Genomic DNA, 15,328 nt, shown 5'->3' with positions numbered 1-15,328 from the left:
TATGCAAAAAAAATTAGTTTCTATTCTTGCATTATTACTAACAGCCGTATTAGTTGTAGGTTGTAATACATCTGATAAAACAGGGGATTCAGATGCTCAACAAAATGAGCCATCAAATACTGCTGCCGATCAAAAACCATCTGGAAATACAGCTGGTGAATCAAATGAGGAAGAAGAAGATACACCTGCAGCAAATGATACAAATACAGAGGATGCTAAACAGCCTCAACAAGATGTGAAATACGTCCAAAAGGGTGTAGATAAAACAGAAAAGGCAACTGAATCAGCAAGTGTTGATCAAAGCTATAAACTACAACAGCTTCCTGGATTTACACTGACACAAGAAGAACCTGGTAAAGACATGTTAGTGTCAAATGATGATGATGAAGTGTTTATGCGTATTGAAACAATTGAAGCTTCACAATCGAGCTTTGAAGAAGTAAAAACAACTATGCAAGATTATATGAACGCAGTGGGAGAAACAGTAGCTCTAACAGCCGAGGAATTAGCAGCATTTAAAGATGTTCAAAATATCGAGGGTTATGTTGTGGACTTCGACACTGAGAAAGTAATTGGGGTTGTATTTGAGAAAGATGGTCTCATTACGAAATTAACTATTCATGATAATGATGAACAAGATTTAACAGATGCTATGCTTAATATGGCAGCAACTATATCTAAAAAATAATAAAATACTAAGGACGATAGACTATTGTCTATCGTCCTTACCTTTTCATCACAAAAAAGTTGTCTCAAATCAATGAGACAACTTTTTTAATAAGATAGGTCCTTTATAGAAAGGCCTATTTTCTTCAATAGCGTAATAGCTTGTTCTTTTTCTTCTGATGAAAGTACACTCATTAATTCATGCAAATGCTGCTCGTGTTTTGGGAACAGCTCACCCATAAAGGCTTCACCTTCCGAGGTGATTTCTGCATACGTAACACGACGATCAGCAGGACAAGATACTCGTAATAAGTAACCTCTCTTCTCCAGCTTATCAATGACATACGTAATAGACCCACTGGCTAATAAAATTTTATTGCCAATTTGCTGTAATGGCTGTCTTCCTTTATGATAGAGAAGTTCTAGAACAGCAAATTCAGTTGGGTTTAAACCATTATCCTGAAATAATTGATGTGTTGTTTCATTAATTGCTTTTAGTGCACGTGACAATACAATATATAATTTTAAAGATTGTTTTAGATCTTCTGACGGCATATTCTTTTCCTCTCACTTCGCTCTTTATACATGACATTATAGCGACATTAGAAAAGCATTGTCAAAAGCAATATATAATTTAGAAGGTTTTATTGTTCATTATGCAACCATTTTTACTCTCTTTATGTTACTAAATAAGCAGAATCTTTTGTGGATACTTCCATTGTATCCAGCTGATTGAATGTGTAAATTGGAAACTGCAGATGGAAGCATGTCCCCTTCTGTAATTCACTACTAACACCGATTACACCTTCATGCTCTTCAATCACCTTTTTCACGAAAGCAAGGCCCAGTCCTGTCCCTGATGATTTTGTCGTGTAAAAAGGCTGGAATAGGTTTTGAAGTGTCGTGCTGTCCATGCCAACACCTTCATCTTTAATCATAAGTTCGACAATCGCACAGTCATTTGTTGCCATTTCGACGGTAATCGTTCCACCATTATTCATGGATTCCATTGCATTTTTAATTAAATTCATCAGCACTTGTTTTAATCGATTCTCGTTGCCGCCAATATATACTTGATTAGAAGTTGAAATATACTGAATCATAATATTTTTCATGAGTGCATCAGGTAGCATAAACTCAATGACTTGCTTTACAATATGATCCAGTTCTAATAATTCCACTTTCATCGTTGTTGGCTTTGACAATACTAATAATTCGGATAAGATTTGTTCCATCCGTTGAAGCTCACTGTCAATAACAGAGAGATACATGCGTGATTCATCATCAGCATTTAACTTTAGTAATTCAGTAAAACCCTTTAAAGAAGTTAATGGGTTACGAATTTCATGCGCAATGCTCGCAGCCATCTGTCCAACAACGTTTAATGCTTGCTGATGCTCAACTTTATGCTGAAGTTGCTTTTTCTCTGTTTCATCATTGATAACAGTGACAATAATATTATTGTATTCATCAAAAATACTTGAAATTTCATAATAGCAAGTTCTGCTTACTTGTGTTTCGTCGACTACATGAATGCTTGCATGTTTTTCACCCATTAGCTTAGAAAGGTAGGTTGTAATTTGCCCTTTTTTCAATGTAAAAGAATCAAATATATGCTGATGCGCTTTATGAAGGAGCTGTGAATTTTCAACTTTCAGAAACATTTCGGCATACTTATTAAGCCCAAGAATAATACCACTAGCGTCACTAACAATAACAGCATAAGGTAAGTAATCGTAGGCATTAAAAGATTGCGCTCTCTCATGTGCTTGACTAACATATAATTTATGGGCAACATCATCATTCAATGTTGAAATTTGCGCAACAATTTCCTCTGTATTGGGATCGTAAAAACATTTGAAAGATAACATTTCGTAGTCATTTCCAACTGTGCGAATATTGAAAATTTCCTCTGAACGTAAATCATTTTGTAACTGTTTGACGAACTTAGTCCATTTAAAATTAGATGGCTCGTCCATAGCTAAATAGCCAATATAGGTTAAATTAAGATTGAAAAGCTTGATAGCAGCCTCATTGACGTTCAAAATTTTCCCTGCTTTATTGAGTATAAGTGTTGGTGACGAAGTACTTTTCATAAGATTTCCAAAACATTGATTAATATCATTTTGCTTCAACTTTCTCACCGAACCTTTCAAAAGAGTAAAAAACCTCTAAATCGAATTTTGAGCCTTTACTATACTTTATGACAGCACGATTCTATTATTACAAAATTTAGTAAATTTAAGTATTTTAAATTATTTCACGAACTGTTCACAAAATAAATAGGTAAAAAGAATTATATTGTATGTCAGATACTTGACTGATACAATAGGATGTTGAAAGGAAGATTATTGCATGAATACTATTTTAACTACTTTAAATGCAAAGTATATTCACACAAATTTAGCATTGCGCTATTTAAAAGGCGCAGCTTTACCGGAGTTTAATCCAATTATAGCAGAGTATACTATTAAAGACCCTGCTTTTAATATTGTATCAGATTTATTCCAAAAAAAACCTGATATCGTTGGATTTAGTTGCTATATCTGGAACATCGAAGAAACAATTCACGTGATTAAAATGTTAAAAACTGTCTGTCCAAATGTTAAAATTTTGCTCGGGGGACCTGAGGTATCTTATGATTGTCACCATTGGTTACGTCGAATACCTGAGGTAGATTTCATTGTGATGGGTGAAGGAGAAACTTCATTTAAACAATTACTGCGCTACTTCCATGGTGAAATATTGTTAGAAGATGTTCCTGGTATTTGTTATTTAGAGGATGAGAAAGTCAAGATTCACGCTATGCCACCTAAAATTGATTTGCGTGAATTACCAAGTCCATTCCGTTTTGAGGAGGATCTTCCCCATCTAGGTAAACGAATTCAATATATTGAAACAAGCCGAGGCTGCCCATTTAGCTGCCAATTTTGTTTATCTTCTATTGAAGTTGGTGTCCGATACTTTAACCGTGAAAAAATAAAAGAGGATATTCGTTTCTTAATGGATAACGGAGCTCGAACAATTAAATTCGTAGATCGTACCTTCAACATCAGTCGTAGCTATGCAATGGAAATGTTCCAATTTTTAATTGATGAACACAAACCTGGCGTGGTATTCCAATTTGAAATCACGGCTGATATAATGCGCCCTGAAGTCATTCAATTCTTAAATGACAATGCACCAAAAGGTTTGTTCCGATTCGAAATAGGTGTTCAATCAACAAACGATTTAACAAATACTCTTGTAAAACGTCGTCAAAACTTTGAAAAGTTAAAGCGAACAGTAACCATGGTGAAAGATGGCGGAAAAATAGATCAACATTTAGATTTAATTGCTGGTTTACCAGAGGAAGATTACGCTAGCTTCCGTCAAACATTTAATGATGTTTTTGCAATGCGACCAGAGGAATTACAGCTTGGCTTTTTGAAACTTTTACGCGGCACAGGACTTCGATTAGAAGCCGAAAAGTTTGGCTATACCTATGTGGATCTATCACCTTACGAAATCTTTTCAAATAATGTACTAACTTTTGATGATATCGTTCGCATTAAACATGCAGAGGATGTTCTTGAGAAGTATTGGAATGATCACCGTATGGATCATACGATTGAATACTTAGTTACAGAGGTCTTTGATACACCATTTGATTTCTTCCAAAATTTCGGAACATATTGGGAAACAAAAGGTTGGTCTCGTATTGGCCATCAACTGGAGGATTTATTCCGCCGTTTATTAATGTTTTTAGAAACGATTGATAATGTGAATTTAAACATTGTCCAGAGTTTAATGCAGCTAGATTACTTAATGGCTCAGCAGTTCCAACCACGGAAGCTGTGGTGGAATGAGCGTCCTACTGAGGAGCAGCAAAAAACTCTTTACCATGCTTTACGAGAAAATCCAGCTATCGCAGGCGAGGAATTTGCTAACTTTAAGTTAACTGAAAAAGAGTTGTTTAAGCATACCTTGATTATCCCTCATGCACTTGACTACCAAGAGTTTGTAAATGGCAAAATTGTACAAAAAAATGGCTATCTGTTAACCTATTTCCGTCATGGCCAAGCGCCTTATTTTGCAACAATCTACTCTAACTAATAAGAAACGCTAGTCCTGTAATAACTATCAGGACTAGCTTTTTTTCTTACTTAAACGATTCTTAAATCCTTAAAGCAACAATAAATACCGCTTAATTTGTACTTTCTGCACGTCAGTCATTCGGTTAGTTAAGTATTCACAGTCACCCTCGTTAATATAGGTCAAATTCCTTAAACAAAGATTGATAGAACTTTGTAAAAAATGCCCAAAAAGTATTCAATCCAATCAGGAAATAAAAGTTTAAATTTTATGAATATTTTATGACAAGATAATAATTTCTTACTTTTATAGAGGTATACGTTGGAATTATTCCTTACTTAATGCCCGTATACTTTAAAAATTTAACCAATAATTACTCGTTCCTTCGGATAATGGAAGCCTGATTTCTTTCCTCTTCCGCCTCCTCCAAGTGTATAAAGGAATGAAATTAATCCAACTCGACCAATAAACATTAAAATAATGATAATGATTTTACCAACCACTGATAAATCAGATGTTATGCCTAACGACATACCACATGTACCGAACGCTGAAGTAATTTCAAAAATAATTTGGATAAGAGATGCTTGTGGCTCTGTTATAAGCAAGATCAGGGTTGCTACTAATACCATGAAAAAGGCTAATAAAATGACGACAAATGACCGAAAGACATCAATCAAATGAATTTCTCGTCCAAATACTTGAATATCCTCTCTTCCTCTAGCAAAGGTAATTAAGAATAAAATGGCCAAGGCAAACGTTGTGGTACGAATCCCTCCACCTACTGAACTTGGCGAAGAGCCGATGAACATCAGGAAGCTCATGAATATATCTGTAGCTTCACTAAAAGTCGTGACATCGTAAGTAGTCAGTCCAGCTGATCGCGTTGATACGGAATGGAACATTGCTGAAAATAATGCCTCATGCCAAGACATTTCCTTAAAAGAATGGAATGATTCAAGGAGTAAAATGACAAGCGCACCAACTATAAATAAAATGGCGTATGTTGAAGTAGTGATTTTAGTAAATAAACTAAAACGGAAATTCTCGCGTCGATTAAGCAAAAAAGTCTTCAGTTCAATTAATACCGGAAAGCCGATAGCACCTAATACAATCAGTACCATGGTAACCATCTGTACAAAATAATCATCATGGAATGGGAGTAAGCTCATGCCCGTAATATCGAAACCACCATTTGTTGTAGCAGAAATAGAAGCAAAAATTCCATGTAAAAAGGCTTCTTCTAATGTGTCAAAATAATTCGTAAAATGTAGCGTCAAAATAATGGTACCTGTTAATTCTATGCCAAATAAAATTTTTAAAATTTCGCGGATTAATTTAACAACACCAGAGACACTATACTGGTTATGATCAATCATGATTAACTGACGCTCACGCATCCCTATTTTTTTCCCAACAAGAAGCCACACAAAGGTACCAAGTGACATAATACCAATGGCGCCTAACTGTAAAATAACAAGAATCATTACAAGCCCAAAGGTTGTATAGGTTTCCGAAATATTAATCGTTGTTAACCCTGTAACACTTACTGCACTTACTGCCGTAAACAAGCTATCTAAAAAAGAGACTTTTACCCCTTCTTGATGAACGCCTGGAAGCCGTAATAACAGGAAGGAAATCGCTATCGCTATAAAATAATAAGAAACAAGTACCTGAAATGGTGTGACTAGTTTATTTGATGATTTTTTCCAAGGCACTTTAACAACTCCTCCCACATATGATGCCCAACTAGATAGATTATAGTATAGAAAAAATACATAAAAAAAGAAAGAGGAATAGTGATAACTATTCCTCCAACGTTCATCTACTTATTTTTTCTTTCTTACACCGACTAAATAGCCGACAAAAGCAATACCTACTAGGACAATCCAGAATGTTAACTCCCATGCCGTGGAATGTGGAAATTCTTTAGGCAATATTCCCACCTTCTCATGGGCCAATGTTAAGACTACTAGCTTCACGCCTACCCAGCCAACGATAAGAAATGCTGCTGTTTCAAGTGACGGGTAATCATTTAATATTTTTACAAACCATTGCGCAGCAAAACGCATCATAATAACACCAATAAATCCACCAAGGAGCATCACAATAAACTGCCCGCCATTGATACCGCCAATATCAAATTCGCCTAAGTGTGGTAATGTTACAGCAATTGCAACGGCTGCAAGCATCGAATCAATAGCAAATGCTATATCGGCCGCCTCTACCTTTAGAACGGTGAACCAGAAACCAGAACCTTTTTTTCCAGCATTTTCAGTTGCCTCTTCTTCTTCATCCTTATGTTTCCGCAAATCATAAATATTTTTCGCAGACATAAATAATAGATAAGCAGCACCGACTGCTTGAATTTGCCAATAATTAACCAAAACTGTAATAACAAATAGTGCGGAGAATCGGAATATTAATGCTCCAAATAGTCCATAAAATAATGCCTTTTTTTGCTGCTCTTGTGGTAAATGCTTCACCATAACAGCCATTACTACCGCGTTATCGGCTGCAAGTAATCCCTCTAATACTACAAGGACAATTAACACCCAGCCATATTGTAATAAAATCGCTTCCATTCTAGTGCCTCCTCTAAGCTCTCTATACCCTCAATGACCATGTCATCCAAGTATAAAAGAAAAAAACCCCTGCCCTAATTCAGGCAAAGGTCTCGCTAAGTAAATTCGTACCCTTTCTATTTATGGTACTTCAATCTACACGTCATACGTATAGAGCCATTCACTATCACACCCGATGGTAGTACCATGTCTTGACGGATGTGAAACCAGGTAAAGTTAGTTGCCTGTTAGCTACTCCCCTTTGACAAATTGTCGAAGGTATCTTCTTTCAAATATTATAGCACTATCATTTACAGCTGACAAAAATATCTATATGTTTTTTTCGTTACTTAATCTGAATTTGATAGCTCTTGTCTTCCTTATGTGCTAAATAAAACTCAATCATTTTTGGCATCGTTTGTATAAAATCAGGGCATGTAATACCTCCTTTTTGTAAAATATGAAGTGCTTCAGCCGTATCAAATGTGGCATTCCATGTTAAATAATCTAATGTTTCTAGTTCGACACCTAATTTCCTTCGAATAAAAGGTATCTGTAATGATAGCTTTGCCACTATAAATGGTAAACGTCCTTTTGGATATGAATTTGTAACTAGTTTCACCATTGTACGGTACACCTCCTGTACTGGGTGAGGATTAGGGTCAGTTAAATGAAGTGTCTTCCCTTCTGCATGCTGTTCACTAACCAGGAAAGTAGAAGCATTTATAATATAATCAACTGGCACCACATTAATCGTCGAGGTAGTTTGACCAATATACGGAATAAAAGGTAAACCTTTTAAACGTTCCACTAAGTTTAAAAAGAAATAAGGACCATCAAATTTAATGGTTTCACCAGTTTGTGAATGGCCACGAACAATGCCAGGTCTAATAATTGTCAACGGTACTTCTGATTTTAAATCTTCTACTCGATGCTCAGCCTCATATTTTGTTTCCTCATAATGGTTTTTAAATGCTCTTGGTCGAATAAGTTCATTTTCACGTAGTACTCCCTCTCGTGTACCAGCCACATAGGCAGTGCTAAAATACATATAGCGTTGTAAATTTGGTAAGGTACGGACAAAATCATTGACCATTGTTGTGCCATGAACATTTACTTTCCATGCAATATCACGTGGCACAGCTAAATCGTAGATTGCAGCTAAATGCCAAAGCACTTCGATTTGCGGTACAATTTCTTTGAGGTTCTGATTGTCTAATCCAAGGTTTGGTAGTGTGATATCGCCTTCCACTATTCGAATCGAACAGTCAGGAAAATCCTCTAATATTTTGTCTTTTTCCTTATGTGCCTTTATGATTTCACCTGCCAACACAATTGCAATAACTTGTTGTGTTTGTTTCTTTTGAAATAACGCTCGAATTAGTTGACTCGAAATGAAACCAGGAAAACCTGTAAAAAAATGAACCTTCATTTCCCATTCCCCCTTGAACCTAGTGCATCTTTCTTGTTTCTTTATCCATTAAACTGTAAATAATCGGTACAATATACAGCGTCAGTAAAGTTGAGGTTACAAGCCCTCCGATAACAGCAATCCCCATTGGCTGATTCATCTCGGTCCCTTCTCCAATGCCAAGTGCGAGTGGTAATAGCCCTAAAATAGTTGTTAAGGCTGTCATTAAAATGGGACGAAGCCGGTCTTGGGTTGCAAGTAAAATTGCCTCATAAGCTGGCATGCCCATTGCCTTTTGCTGATTAATATAATCTACTAGTACAATGCCGTTATTTACGACTATGCCAACTAGCACTAAGATACCGATAACAGAGGTTACACCAATTAAAGTATTTGTAACGAACATAGCGATCGCCACACCAATGATCATTAATGGAACAGTAAACATGATAACAAACGGATATTTAAATGACTCAAATTGAGCTGCCATCACAATATATACAAGCACGATTGCTAGCATCACAGCTAGAAGCATATCATCGATTGCACTATCATAGAGCTCTCTGTCCCCACTGAACACAACTTGAGTAGTAGATGGTAAATTAACTTGTTCTAATGCTTTATCTACTTTTGCAGAGATTCCTCCCAACGATTCCTTTGTTTCATAATCTACAAAAAAGGCCACTGCTGCTGCTTGATCAGAACGACGAATGGATACCGGCCCCTCTTGTATAGAAACAGTAGCCACTTCCTCTAATTTTACAAATAATCCTGCTGGCGAACGAAGCTGCATAGCTTTTAAAGCATCTATACTCGTATTAAATGACTGCCCAAAACCTGTATAAACGGGTAATACTGCACCGTCATCAGTAATCAATTGGGACGTTAATTGACCTTTTGTCATTTGATTTACAGTTTGAGCGATTTGTGCTGGAGCAAAACCATAGTCTTTTGCTTTTTCACGATTAACCTCAATTTGAATCTCTTGAACAGTATTATCTAAATCCGTAGAAACATTTGTCACTTGCTGAATCGCTAGTAGTTTCTGCTGCACTTTCTTAACCGTTTGCTGTAGCCTCTGTTCATCAGAGTCTGTTAAGCGGAATGTTAAAGTGTGTGGTGACGAGCCTGTAGCTGTCGATACATTAAAAGTAATTTCAGCTTGCTCTCCAAATTCACCCTGTATATCTTGTTCTAATTCTTCCACAAATTCAAAAATGGAACGCTTTCTTTCTGCTAGTGGGACAAGTTTTACATACATTTCAGCTTGATTGGCACTAGTTTGTCCACGTGCTTGGGATTGTTGCGTACCACCAATGAAACTAACATACACATCTACATCTTTTTCCTGTTTTAATCGTTCCTCAATTTGCTTAACAATCTTTTCTGTTTCTGATACAGCGACACCTTTTTCAAGATTGACACTTATAGAGGTGAACCCCTCATCTGTAGGTGGTAAAAATTCAGTACCTATTCTAGTCAGTCCAAACAAAGAAAGACTAAAGCAAACCACTGTAAAAAGTAGTATAAGCATTCGATGCTTTAGTACCCATACAATTGACGCCTTGTAATGCCTATAAAATCGTGATTTACTGCGTTGGACATAAAAATTACTGTTTTTCATTTTTAAAAGTCGACTTGCTAGCATCGGAACGACTGTTAGCGCAACAACCAAAGAGGCAATTAAGCTGAACGAGATTGTTAAGGCAAACTCTGTAAAAATTTGACCAATCAATCCTTCGATGAACATAACAGGAATGAATACTGCTATTGTGGTTAAAGTGGAAGCGGTAATCGCAAGGGCTACTTCCTTTGTTCCTTCCTTTGCTGCAGTAATCGGATCCTTTTCTAGTCCTAGATGTCTTTCTATATTCTCAATAACGACTATGGCATTATCCACAAGCATGCCAATCCCAAGTGCCAGAGCACCTAATGTCATAATATTGAGGGAAAAATTCGCAAAAAACATCAAAACAAATGTAACAATAACAGAATAAGGAATCGCAATACCAATGATGATTGGACTCTTTACACTACGTAAAAAAACAAAAAGGATGAACATCGCAAATAATCCACCTAGTAGTAAGGAAGAGCCAATGTTACTAATCGCTAAATCTACATAATTACCTTGATCAACTAAAATATCTGCTGTAATTCCTTTATACTGTTCTTTCTTTAGTAATGCCTCTAAGGCCTTCTGGAACTCCTTAGAAACCTCTGCTGTATTTGCACCAGATTCCTGTAATACAGACATAAGAACTGCTGGATGCTCATTTGCACGTGTTGTGGTAATAGTTTGTTGTTCTGTCCTCTCGACGGTTGCAAGATCACCAACGGTTAGTGATTTGCCCGTTAAAGGATTCACAGAAACAATTAAATCGGCAATGCTTTCCGGAGACGATAATGTACTAACAATACGTGTTGTTAGCATTTTGCCATCATCTGTTGAAACAGGCTCACCAGGAAGAGACACATTATTCGCTTGAACTATTTGCATCACGTCTGTCTGAGTCAAGCCTTTTTCAACTAGCTTTGCTTCATCCAATTCTATTTGGATTTCATCAATCAATTTGCCAGAAACATTCACACTGGCAACACCCTCTGTCCGTAGCAGTTCCTTCTCTAAGTGCTCTGCTAATACACGTACATCTACTTGATTATTTTCCGCACGTAAAGACAGCTGAATAATAGGAAATTGAGACGGATCAAATTTTAGGAAACTAGGCTTGCCAGCATCATTAGGCAATGGGGTCATATCAATTCGCTGTAAAATATCAAGTTGGGCAACATCCATATTTGTGGACCAGTTGAACTCAAGCACAATTAAATTGGAGCCTTCCTGGGAGGTTGACTGGATTTTTTTAATACCAGGTAAGGTGGCAAGTGTAGCCTCTAATGGCTTCGTTATCTTTTCATTTACCTCCGTCGGGCTTGCCCCAGGATATGAGGTGACAACCACTCCAATAGGAGGATTTAACTCTGGAATTAACGTAATCGGTATTTTTAATAAAGATACACCGCCTAGTATGATGACAAAAAGCATAGTAACAATCGTAAAGACAGGTCTTTTAATAGAAAAATGACTAATATTCATATAAACAAACTCCTTTTCTACCTCTTCCTTTCTATGATAGCCGAAAAGGAGATTATTTTATAAATAAGCTCCCGTTATTGAGATACTATCTCTAAGGAAACTTATATTTCCTAATAATGTATATATTCTACAAACAGTGTCATTTTTCCTTGCAAAAAAACACGAATCGCAAAATTGTCGATTCGTGTTTTATAATTATAAAAGGCTATAAAGTTTAATGTTTTCGTTTTTATCTGCAAACCAACGCATAGCGAACTCATTTTCAAATAGGAAAACAAGATTGTCAAAACGGTCTTTTACAAGCATTGATCGACCTGATGACATTGATTCTTTGACATCCTCTTCATTTTCAATCCAGCGTGCGATTTTCGAACCAATTGGCTCCATTTTTACTTCCACATTGTATTCATTTTTCATACGATGTTCAAATACTTCAAATTGTAATTGACCAACTGCTCCAAGGATCACTTCCTCTGTATGCAGCGTTTTATAGTATTGAATAGCACCCTCTTGCACTAATTGTAAAATCCCTTTATGGAATTGCTTTGATTTCATAACGTTCTTCGCCGTGACACGGACGAATAATTCTGGTGTAAACTGTGGTAATTTTTCAAATTGGAATGTTTTCTTGCCACCTACAACAGTGTCTCCAATTTGGTATGTTCCTGTATCATATAAACCAATAATATCGCCAGCAACTGCTTCATCTACTGTCTCACGATCATCTGCAAGGAACTGTGTAGATTGTGTGACTTTAAATGACTTCCCTGTACGAGATAACGTCATATTCATTCCACGTTCAAATTTACCAGAAACAATACGTACAAAGGCAATACGATCACGGTGTGCTGGATTCATATTGGCCTGAATCTTAAAAATAAAACCTGAAAACTCATCATGCTCCACAGGATCAATAAACTGCTCATCTTCAGTAATTCTTGGCTGCGGCGTCGGTGCGAATTGTAAATAGGTTTCCAGGAAAGTTTGAACACCAAAGTTCGTTAATGCTGAACCAAAGAATACAGGTGTTAATTCCCCACGACGAATTTTTTCCTCAGAATATGCATTTCCCGCTTCATCTAAAAGTAAAATATCGTCCATTGCTTGTGAATAATAAGAAGTCACCTTCATTGGATGCTCCACAGCAAGCTCCCCATTGTCGTCAATTGGTAAGAAACGTTCCGCTTCATCTGTACGGAATTGCTCAATGCGTTTATTGTAACGATCATAAATACCAAGGAACTCTTTACCCATACCGATTGGCCAGTTCATAGGATATGCATTGATACCTAATACCTCTTCAAGCTCTTCGATCAATTCAAGCGGCTCTTTCCCTTGACGGTCTAACTTATTAATAAATGTAAAAATAGGAATACCACGCATTTTACAAACCTTAAATAGCTTTAAAGTCTGTGCCTCGATCCCTTTGGCAGCATCCACTACCATGACGGCACTATCTACAGCCATCAATGTACGATATGTGTCTTCCGAGAAATCTTGGTGACCAGGGGTATCCAAAATATTCACACGAGAGCCGTTATAATCGAATTGCATGACAGATGAAGTAACCGAAATCCCACGTTGTTTTTCGATCTCCATCCAGTCCGATGTTGCAAATTTACCTGTTTTTTTACCTTTTACTGTACCTGCATCACGAATGGCACCACCAAAAAGTAAAAGCTTTTCTGTAATCGTCGTTTTCCCAGCATCAGGGTGACTGATAATGGCAAAAGTACGACGCGATAGTATATCTTGTTCTAAATTTGAATTCATCTCGTCATTCTCCTTTTTTCATACTTAATAATAATAAAAGAAGACTTGCCTTTCGTACAACCTTTTTACATGAAATCTCAAAAAAGAAAACCCTTTAGTTACAACTAAAAGGGTTTCCTAAGAATTCAGCTTTCATCACACGAATTTTAATCGGCCTGCTTCTATCGCAATTTCTGCATCACTATGTGGAAATTTGGTATTTTCGATAATTTGATAATCCTCATGGCCTTTACCAGCAAAAATAATCATGTCACCTGGTTCAGCAATTTCAATCGCATGGCGCACTGCCTCTGCACGATCTCCAATACAAGCATAATTATCATGAAGCATACCTTTAGCAAGATCGCCTGTAATACTATCGTAGTCTTCATAGCGTGGATCATCTGTCGTTAAAATAACATATTCCGCAGCAGACGCTTTCTCAGCCATGGCAGGACGTTTCGATTTATCACGATTACCACCTGTTCCAACTAAGAAAATCAGCTTGCCCTTTTTATAAGGTTGCGCTGCTTCAATCGCCTTTTCAATTGCATCTGGAGTATGTGCATAATCAATAAAAATTTGTACAGGTAGATCTGAACATACTTTCTCCATACGACCTTTGACGGGCGGTAGTTGCTCGATTTGCTCAATAATGGACTCCATTGAATAGCCGCGACCATAAAATGCAATCATGGCTGCCAATACATTATAAATGTTAAATTCCCCAAGCAAATTCATTTTTACACGATAAATTCCTTCAGGCATTTCCACGTCAAATGATGTCATATAGTCGTGATACTCACAGTTAATGGCGCGGAAATCAGCCTTTTCATTTTTTAAACCATATGTCCACACTGGAAATGGTGTCATTGCAGCGTACCGCTCTGACCAAGCATCGTCAGCGTTCAACACAACAAATTTATTTTTTTCTAAATCTTGTCCAAGTTGGGAAAATAATAAGCCTTTTGCATGGCCGTATTCCTCCATCGTACCATGGAAATCAAGATGATCGTGCGTTAGATTCGTAAAAATAGCGATATCATAATCAACACCTGCTAAACGTCCAAGTGCTAATCCGTGTGATGAAACTTCCATTGTCATTAATCGACAGCCTTCCATTTTTGCACGGAAAATCATTTGTTGTGTTGATAACGCATCACTCGTTGTATTAGCTGATTCATATAAGATACCATTTAAATTAAAGCCAATTGTGCCGGATAAGGCCGATTTTTCGCCCATCCCATGCATTATATTTTGAATAATTCCTGTTACAGATGTTTTACCGTTTGTTCCTGTTACACCAATCATTGTTATGTCCTTAGAAGGATAATCAAAGAACTTTGCAGCTAGTAAACCTACTGCACGATCTGTATCTTTCACAATCACTTGTGCAATCGTCTCTCCTAGCGGTAATTCACGCTCTGTTACAACAATTGTTGCGCCGCCATCTACAGCCTTTTGCGCATAATCATGCCCATCTACTGTATAACCTTTGATACAAACAAACATGCTATTTGGTTGCACACTTCTCGAATCTATTACGATATCGCTAACCTGATCTGGCAGCACGCCAATTATTTTTTTCAAAGGTAATGCGCTTAACAATTCCTCTGCATACATTTCATAGTCCTCCAATCAATCTCTACACTCATATCATCATTCTTAATAATCGACAAAAAACGACAATATAAAATCCCCCACGTTCTATTGAACTTATTTTACTACTTATTTCATGATAAATAAAATGCCTCTCTTGTGTTTTTT

Annotated in this window: 10 protein-coding genes; 2 read left to right on the top strand and 8 right to left on the bottom strand. The window is 36.8% G+C overall.

What is annotated here, in order from left to right:
- Position 1: 1 nt before the first annotated feature.
- Positions 2–688, top strand: coding sequence for a hypothetical protein (locus MHB39_RS04160; RefSeq protein WP_339280619.1), 687 nt, complete (start codon positions 2–4; stop codon positions 686–688).
- Between the two features lie 86 nt (positions 689–774).
- Here MHB39_RS04160 and MHB39_RS04155 read toward each other — a convergent pair whose 3' ends face one another.
- Together MHB39_RS04155 and MHB39_RS04150 are read right to left on the bottom strand one after the other, a co-directional pair.
- On the bottom strand, positions 775–1,221 hold the full coding sequence (locus tag MHB39_RS04155) for a MarR family transcriptional regulator (protein ID WP_016992454.1): 447 nt from the start codon (positions 1,219–1,221) through the stop codon (positions 775–777).
- Positions 1,222–1,343: 122 nt separating this feature from the next.
- On the bottom strand, positions 1,344–2,711 hold the full coding sequence (locus MHB39_RS04150) for an ATP-binding protein (protein ID WP_238542750.1): 1,368 nt from the start codon (positions 2,709–2,711) through the stop codon (positions 1,344–1,346).
- 310 nt (positions 2,712–3,021) lie between these two features.
- Between MHB39_RS04150 and MHB39_RS04145 the strand changes: the two genes are divergently transcribed.
- Positions 3,022–4,761, top strand: coding sequence for a B12-binding domain-containing radical SAM protein (locus tag MHB39_RS04145; RefSeq protein WP_016992456.1), 1,740 nt, complete (start codon positions 3,022–3,024; stop codon positions 4,759–4,761).
- Between the two features lie 341 nt (positions 4,762–5,102).
- Here the strand turns inward: MHB39_RS04145 and MHB39_RS04140 are convergent, their stop codons facing one another.
- From MHB39_RS04140 to MHB39_RS04115, 6 genes are all read right to left on the bottom strand, one after another.
- Positions 5,103–6,458 (bottom strand): potassium transporter TrkG, encoded by a 1,356-nt coding sequence (locus MHB39_RS04140; RefSeq protein ID WP_036075771.1) that lies wholly within the window; start codon positions 6,456–6,458, stop codon positions 5,103–5,105.
- A gap of 111 nt (positions 6,459–6,569) precedes the next feature.
- Positions 6,570–7,325, bottom strand: coding sequence for a TerC family protein (locus tag MHB39_RS04135; protein WP_036075192.1), 756 nt, complete (start codon positions 7,323–7,325; stop codon positions 6,570–6,572).
- A gap of 325 nt (positions 7,326–7,650) precedes the next feature.
- Positions 7,651–8,736, bottom strand: coding sequence for an SDR family oxidoreductase (locus MHB39_RS04130; RefSeq protein WP_342545903.1), 1,086 nt, complete (start codon positions 8,734–8,736; stop codon positions 7,651–7,653).
- 19 nt (positions 8,737–8,755) lie between these two features.
- Positions 8,756–11,809 (bottom strand): efflux RND transporter permease subunit, encoded by a 3,054-nt coding sequence (locus tag MHB39_RS04125; protein ID WP_342545901.1) that lies wholly within the window; start codon positions 11,807–11,809, stop codon positions 8,756–8,758.
- Positions 11,810–12,004: 195 nt separating this feature from the next.
- Positions 12,005–13,582, bottom strand: coding sequence for a peptide chain release factor 3 (locus MHB39_RS04120; protein ID WP_048392002.1), 1,578 nt, complete (start codon positions 13,580–13,582; stop codon positions 12,005–12,007).
- A gap of 135 nt (positions 13,583–13,717) precedes the next feature.
- A complete protein-coding gene (locus MHB39_RS04115) occupies positions 13,718–15,184 on the bottom strand; it encodes a UDP-N-acetylmuramoyl-L-alanyl-D-glutamate--2,6-diaminopimelate ligase (protein ID WP_016994940.1) in 1,467 nt (488 codons plus the stop codon).
- Positions 15,185–15,328 lie beyond the last annotated feature (144 nt).

This window comes from Lysinibacillus sp. FSL K6-4013, from assembly GCF_038630435.1.
Taxonomy (GTDB): domain Bacteria; phylum Bacillota; class Bacilli; order Bacillales_A; family Planococcaceae; genus Lysinibacillus; species Lysinibacillus boronitolerans.
This window is presented reverse-complemented; position numbering and strand designations above follow the sequence as displayed.

What these genes read in the sequence shown, in the direction of transcription:
- MHB39_RS04155 (WP_016992454.1), bottom strand. Translation starts at nt 1,221, where the DNA reads ATGCCGTCAGAAGATCTAAAACAATCTTTAAAATTATATATTGTATTG.
- MHB39_RS04135 (WP_036075192.1), bottom strand. Translation starts at nt 7,325, where the DNA reads ATGGAAGCGATTTTATTACAATATGGCTGGGTGTTAATTGTCCTTGTA.
- MHB39_RS04115 (WP_016994940.1), bottom strand. Translation starts at nt 15,184, where the DNA reads ATGTATGCAGAGGAATTGTTAAGCGCATTACCTTTGAAAAAAATAATT.
- MHB39_RS04145 (WP_016992456.1), top strand. Translation starts at nt 3,022, where the DNA reads ATGAATACTATTTTAACTACTTTAAATGCAAAGTATATTCACACAAAT.
- MHB39_RS04160 (WP_339280619.1), top strand. Translation starts at nt 2, where the DNA reads ATGCAAAAAAAATTAGTTTCTATTCTTGCATTATTACTAACAGCCGTA.
- MHB39_RS04120 (WP_048392002.1), bottom strand. Translation starts at nt 13,582, where the DNA reads ATGAATTCAAATTTAGAACAAGATATACTATCGCGTCGTACTTTTGCC.
- MHB39_RS04125 (WP_342545901.1), bottom strand. Translation starts at nt 11,809, where the DNA reads ATGAATATTAGTCATTTTTCTATTAAAAGACCTGTCTTTACGATTGTT.
- MHB39_RS04130 (WP_342545903.1), bottom strand. Translation starts at nt 8,736, where the DNA reads ATGAAGGTTCATTTTTTTACAGGTTTTCCTGGTTTCATTTCGAGTCAA.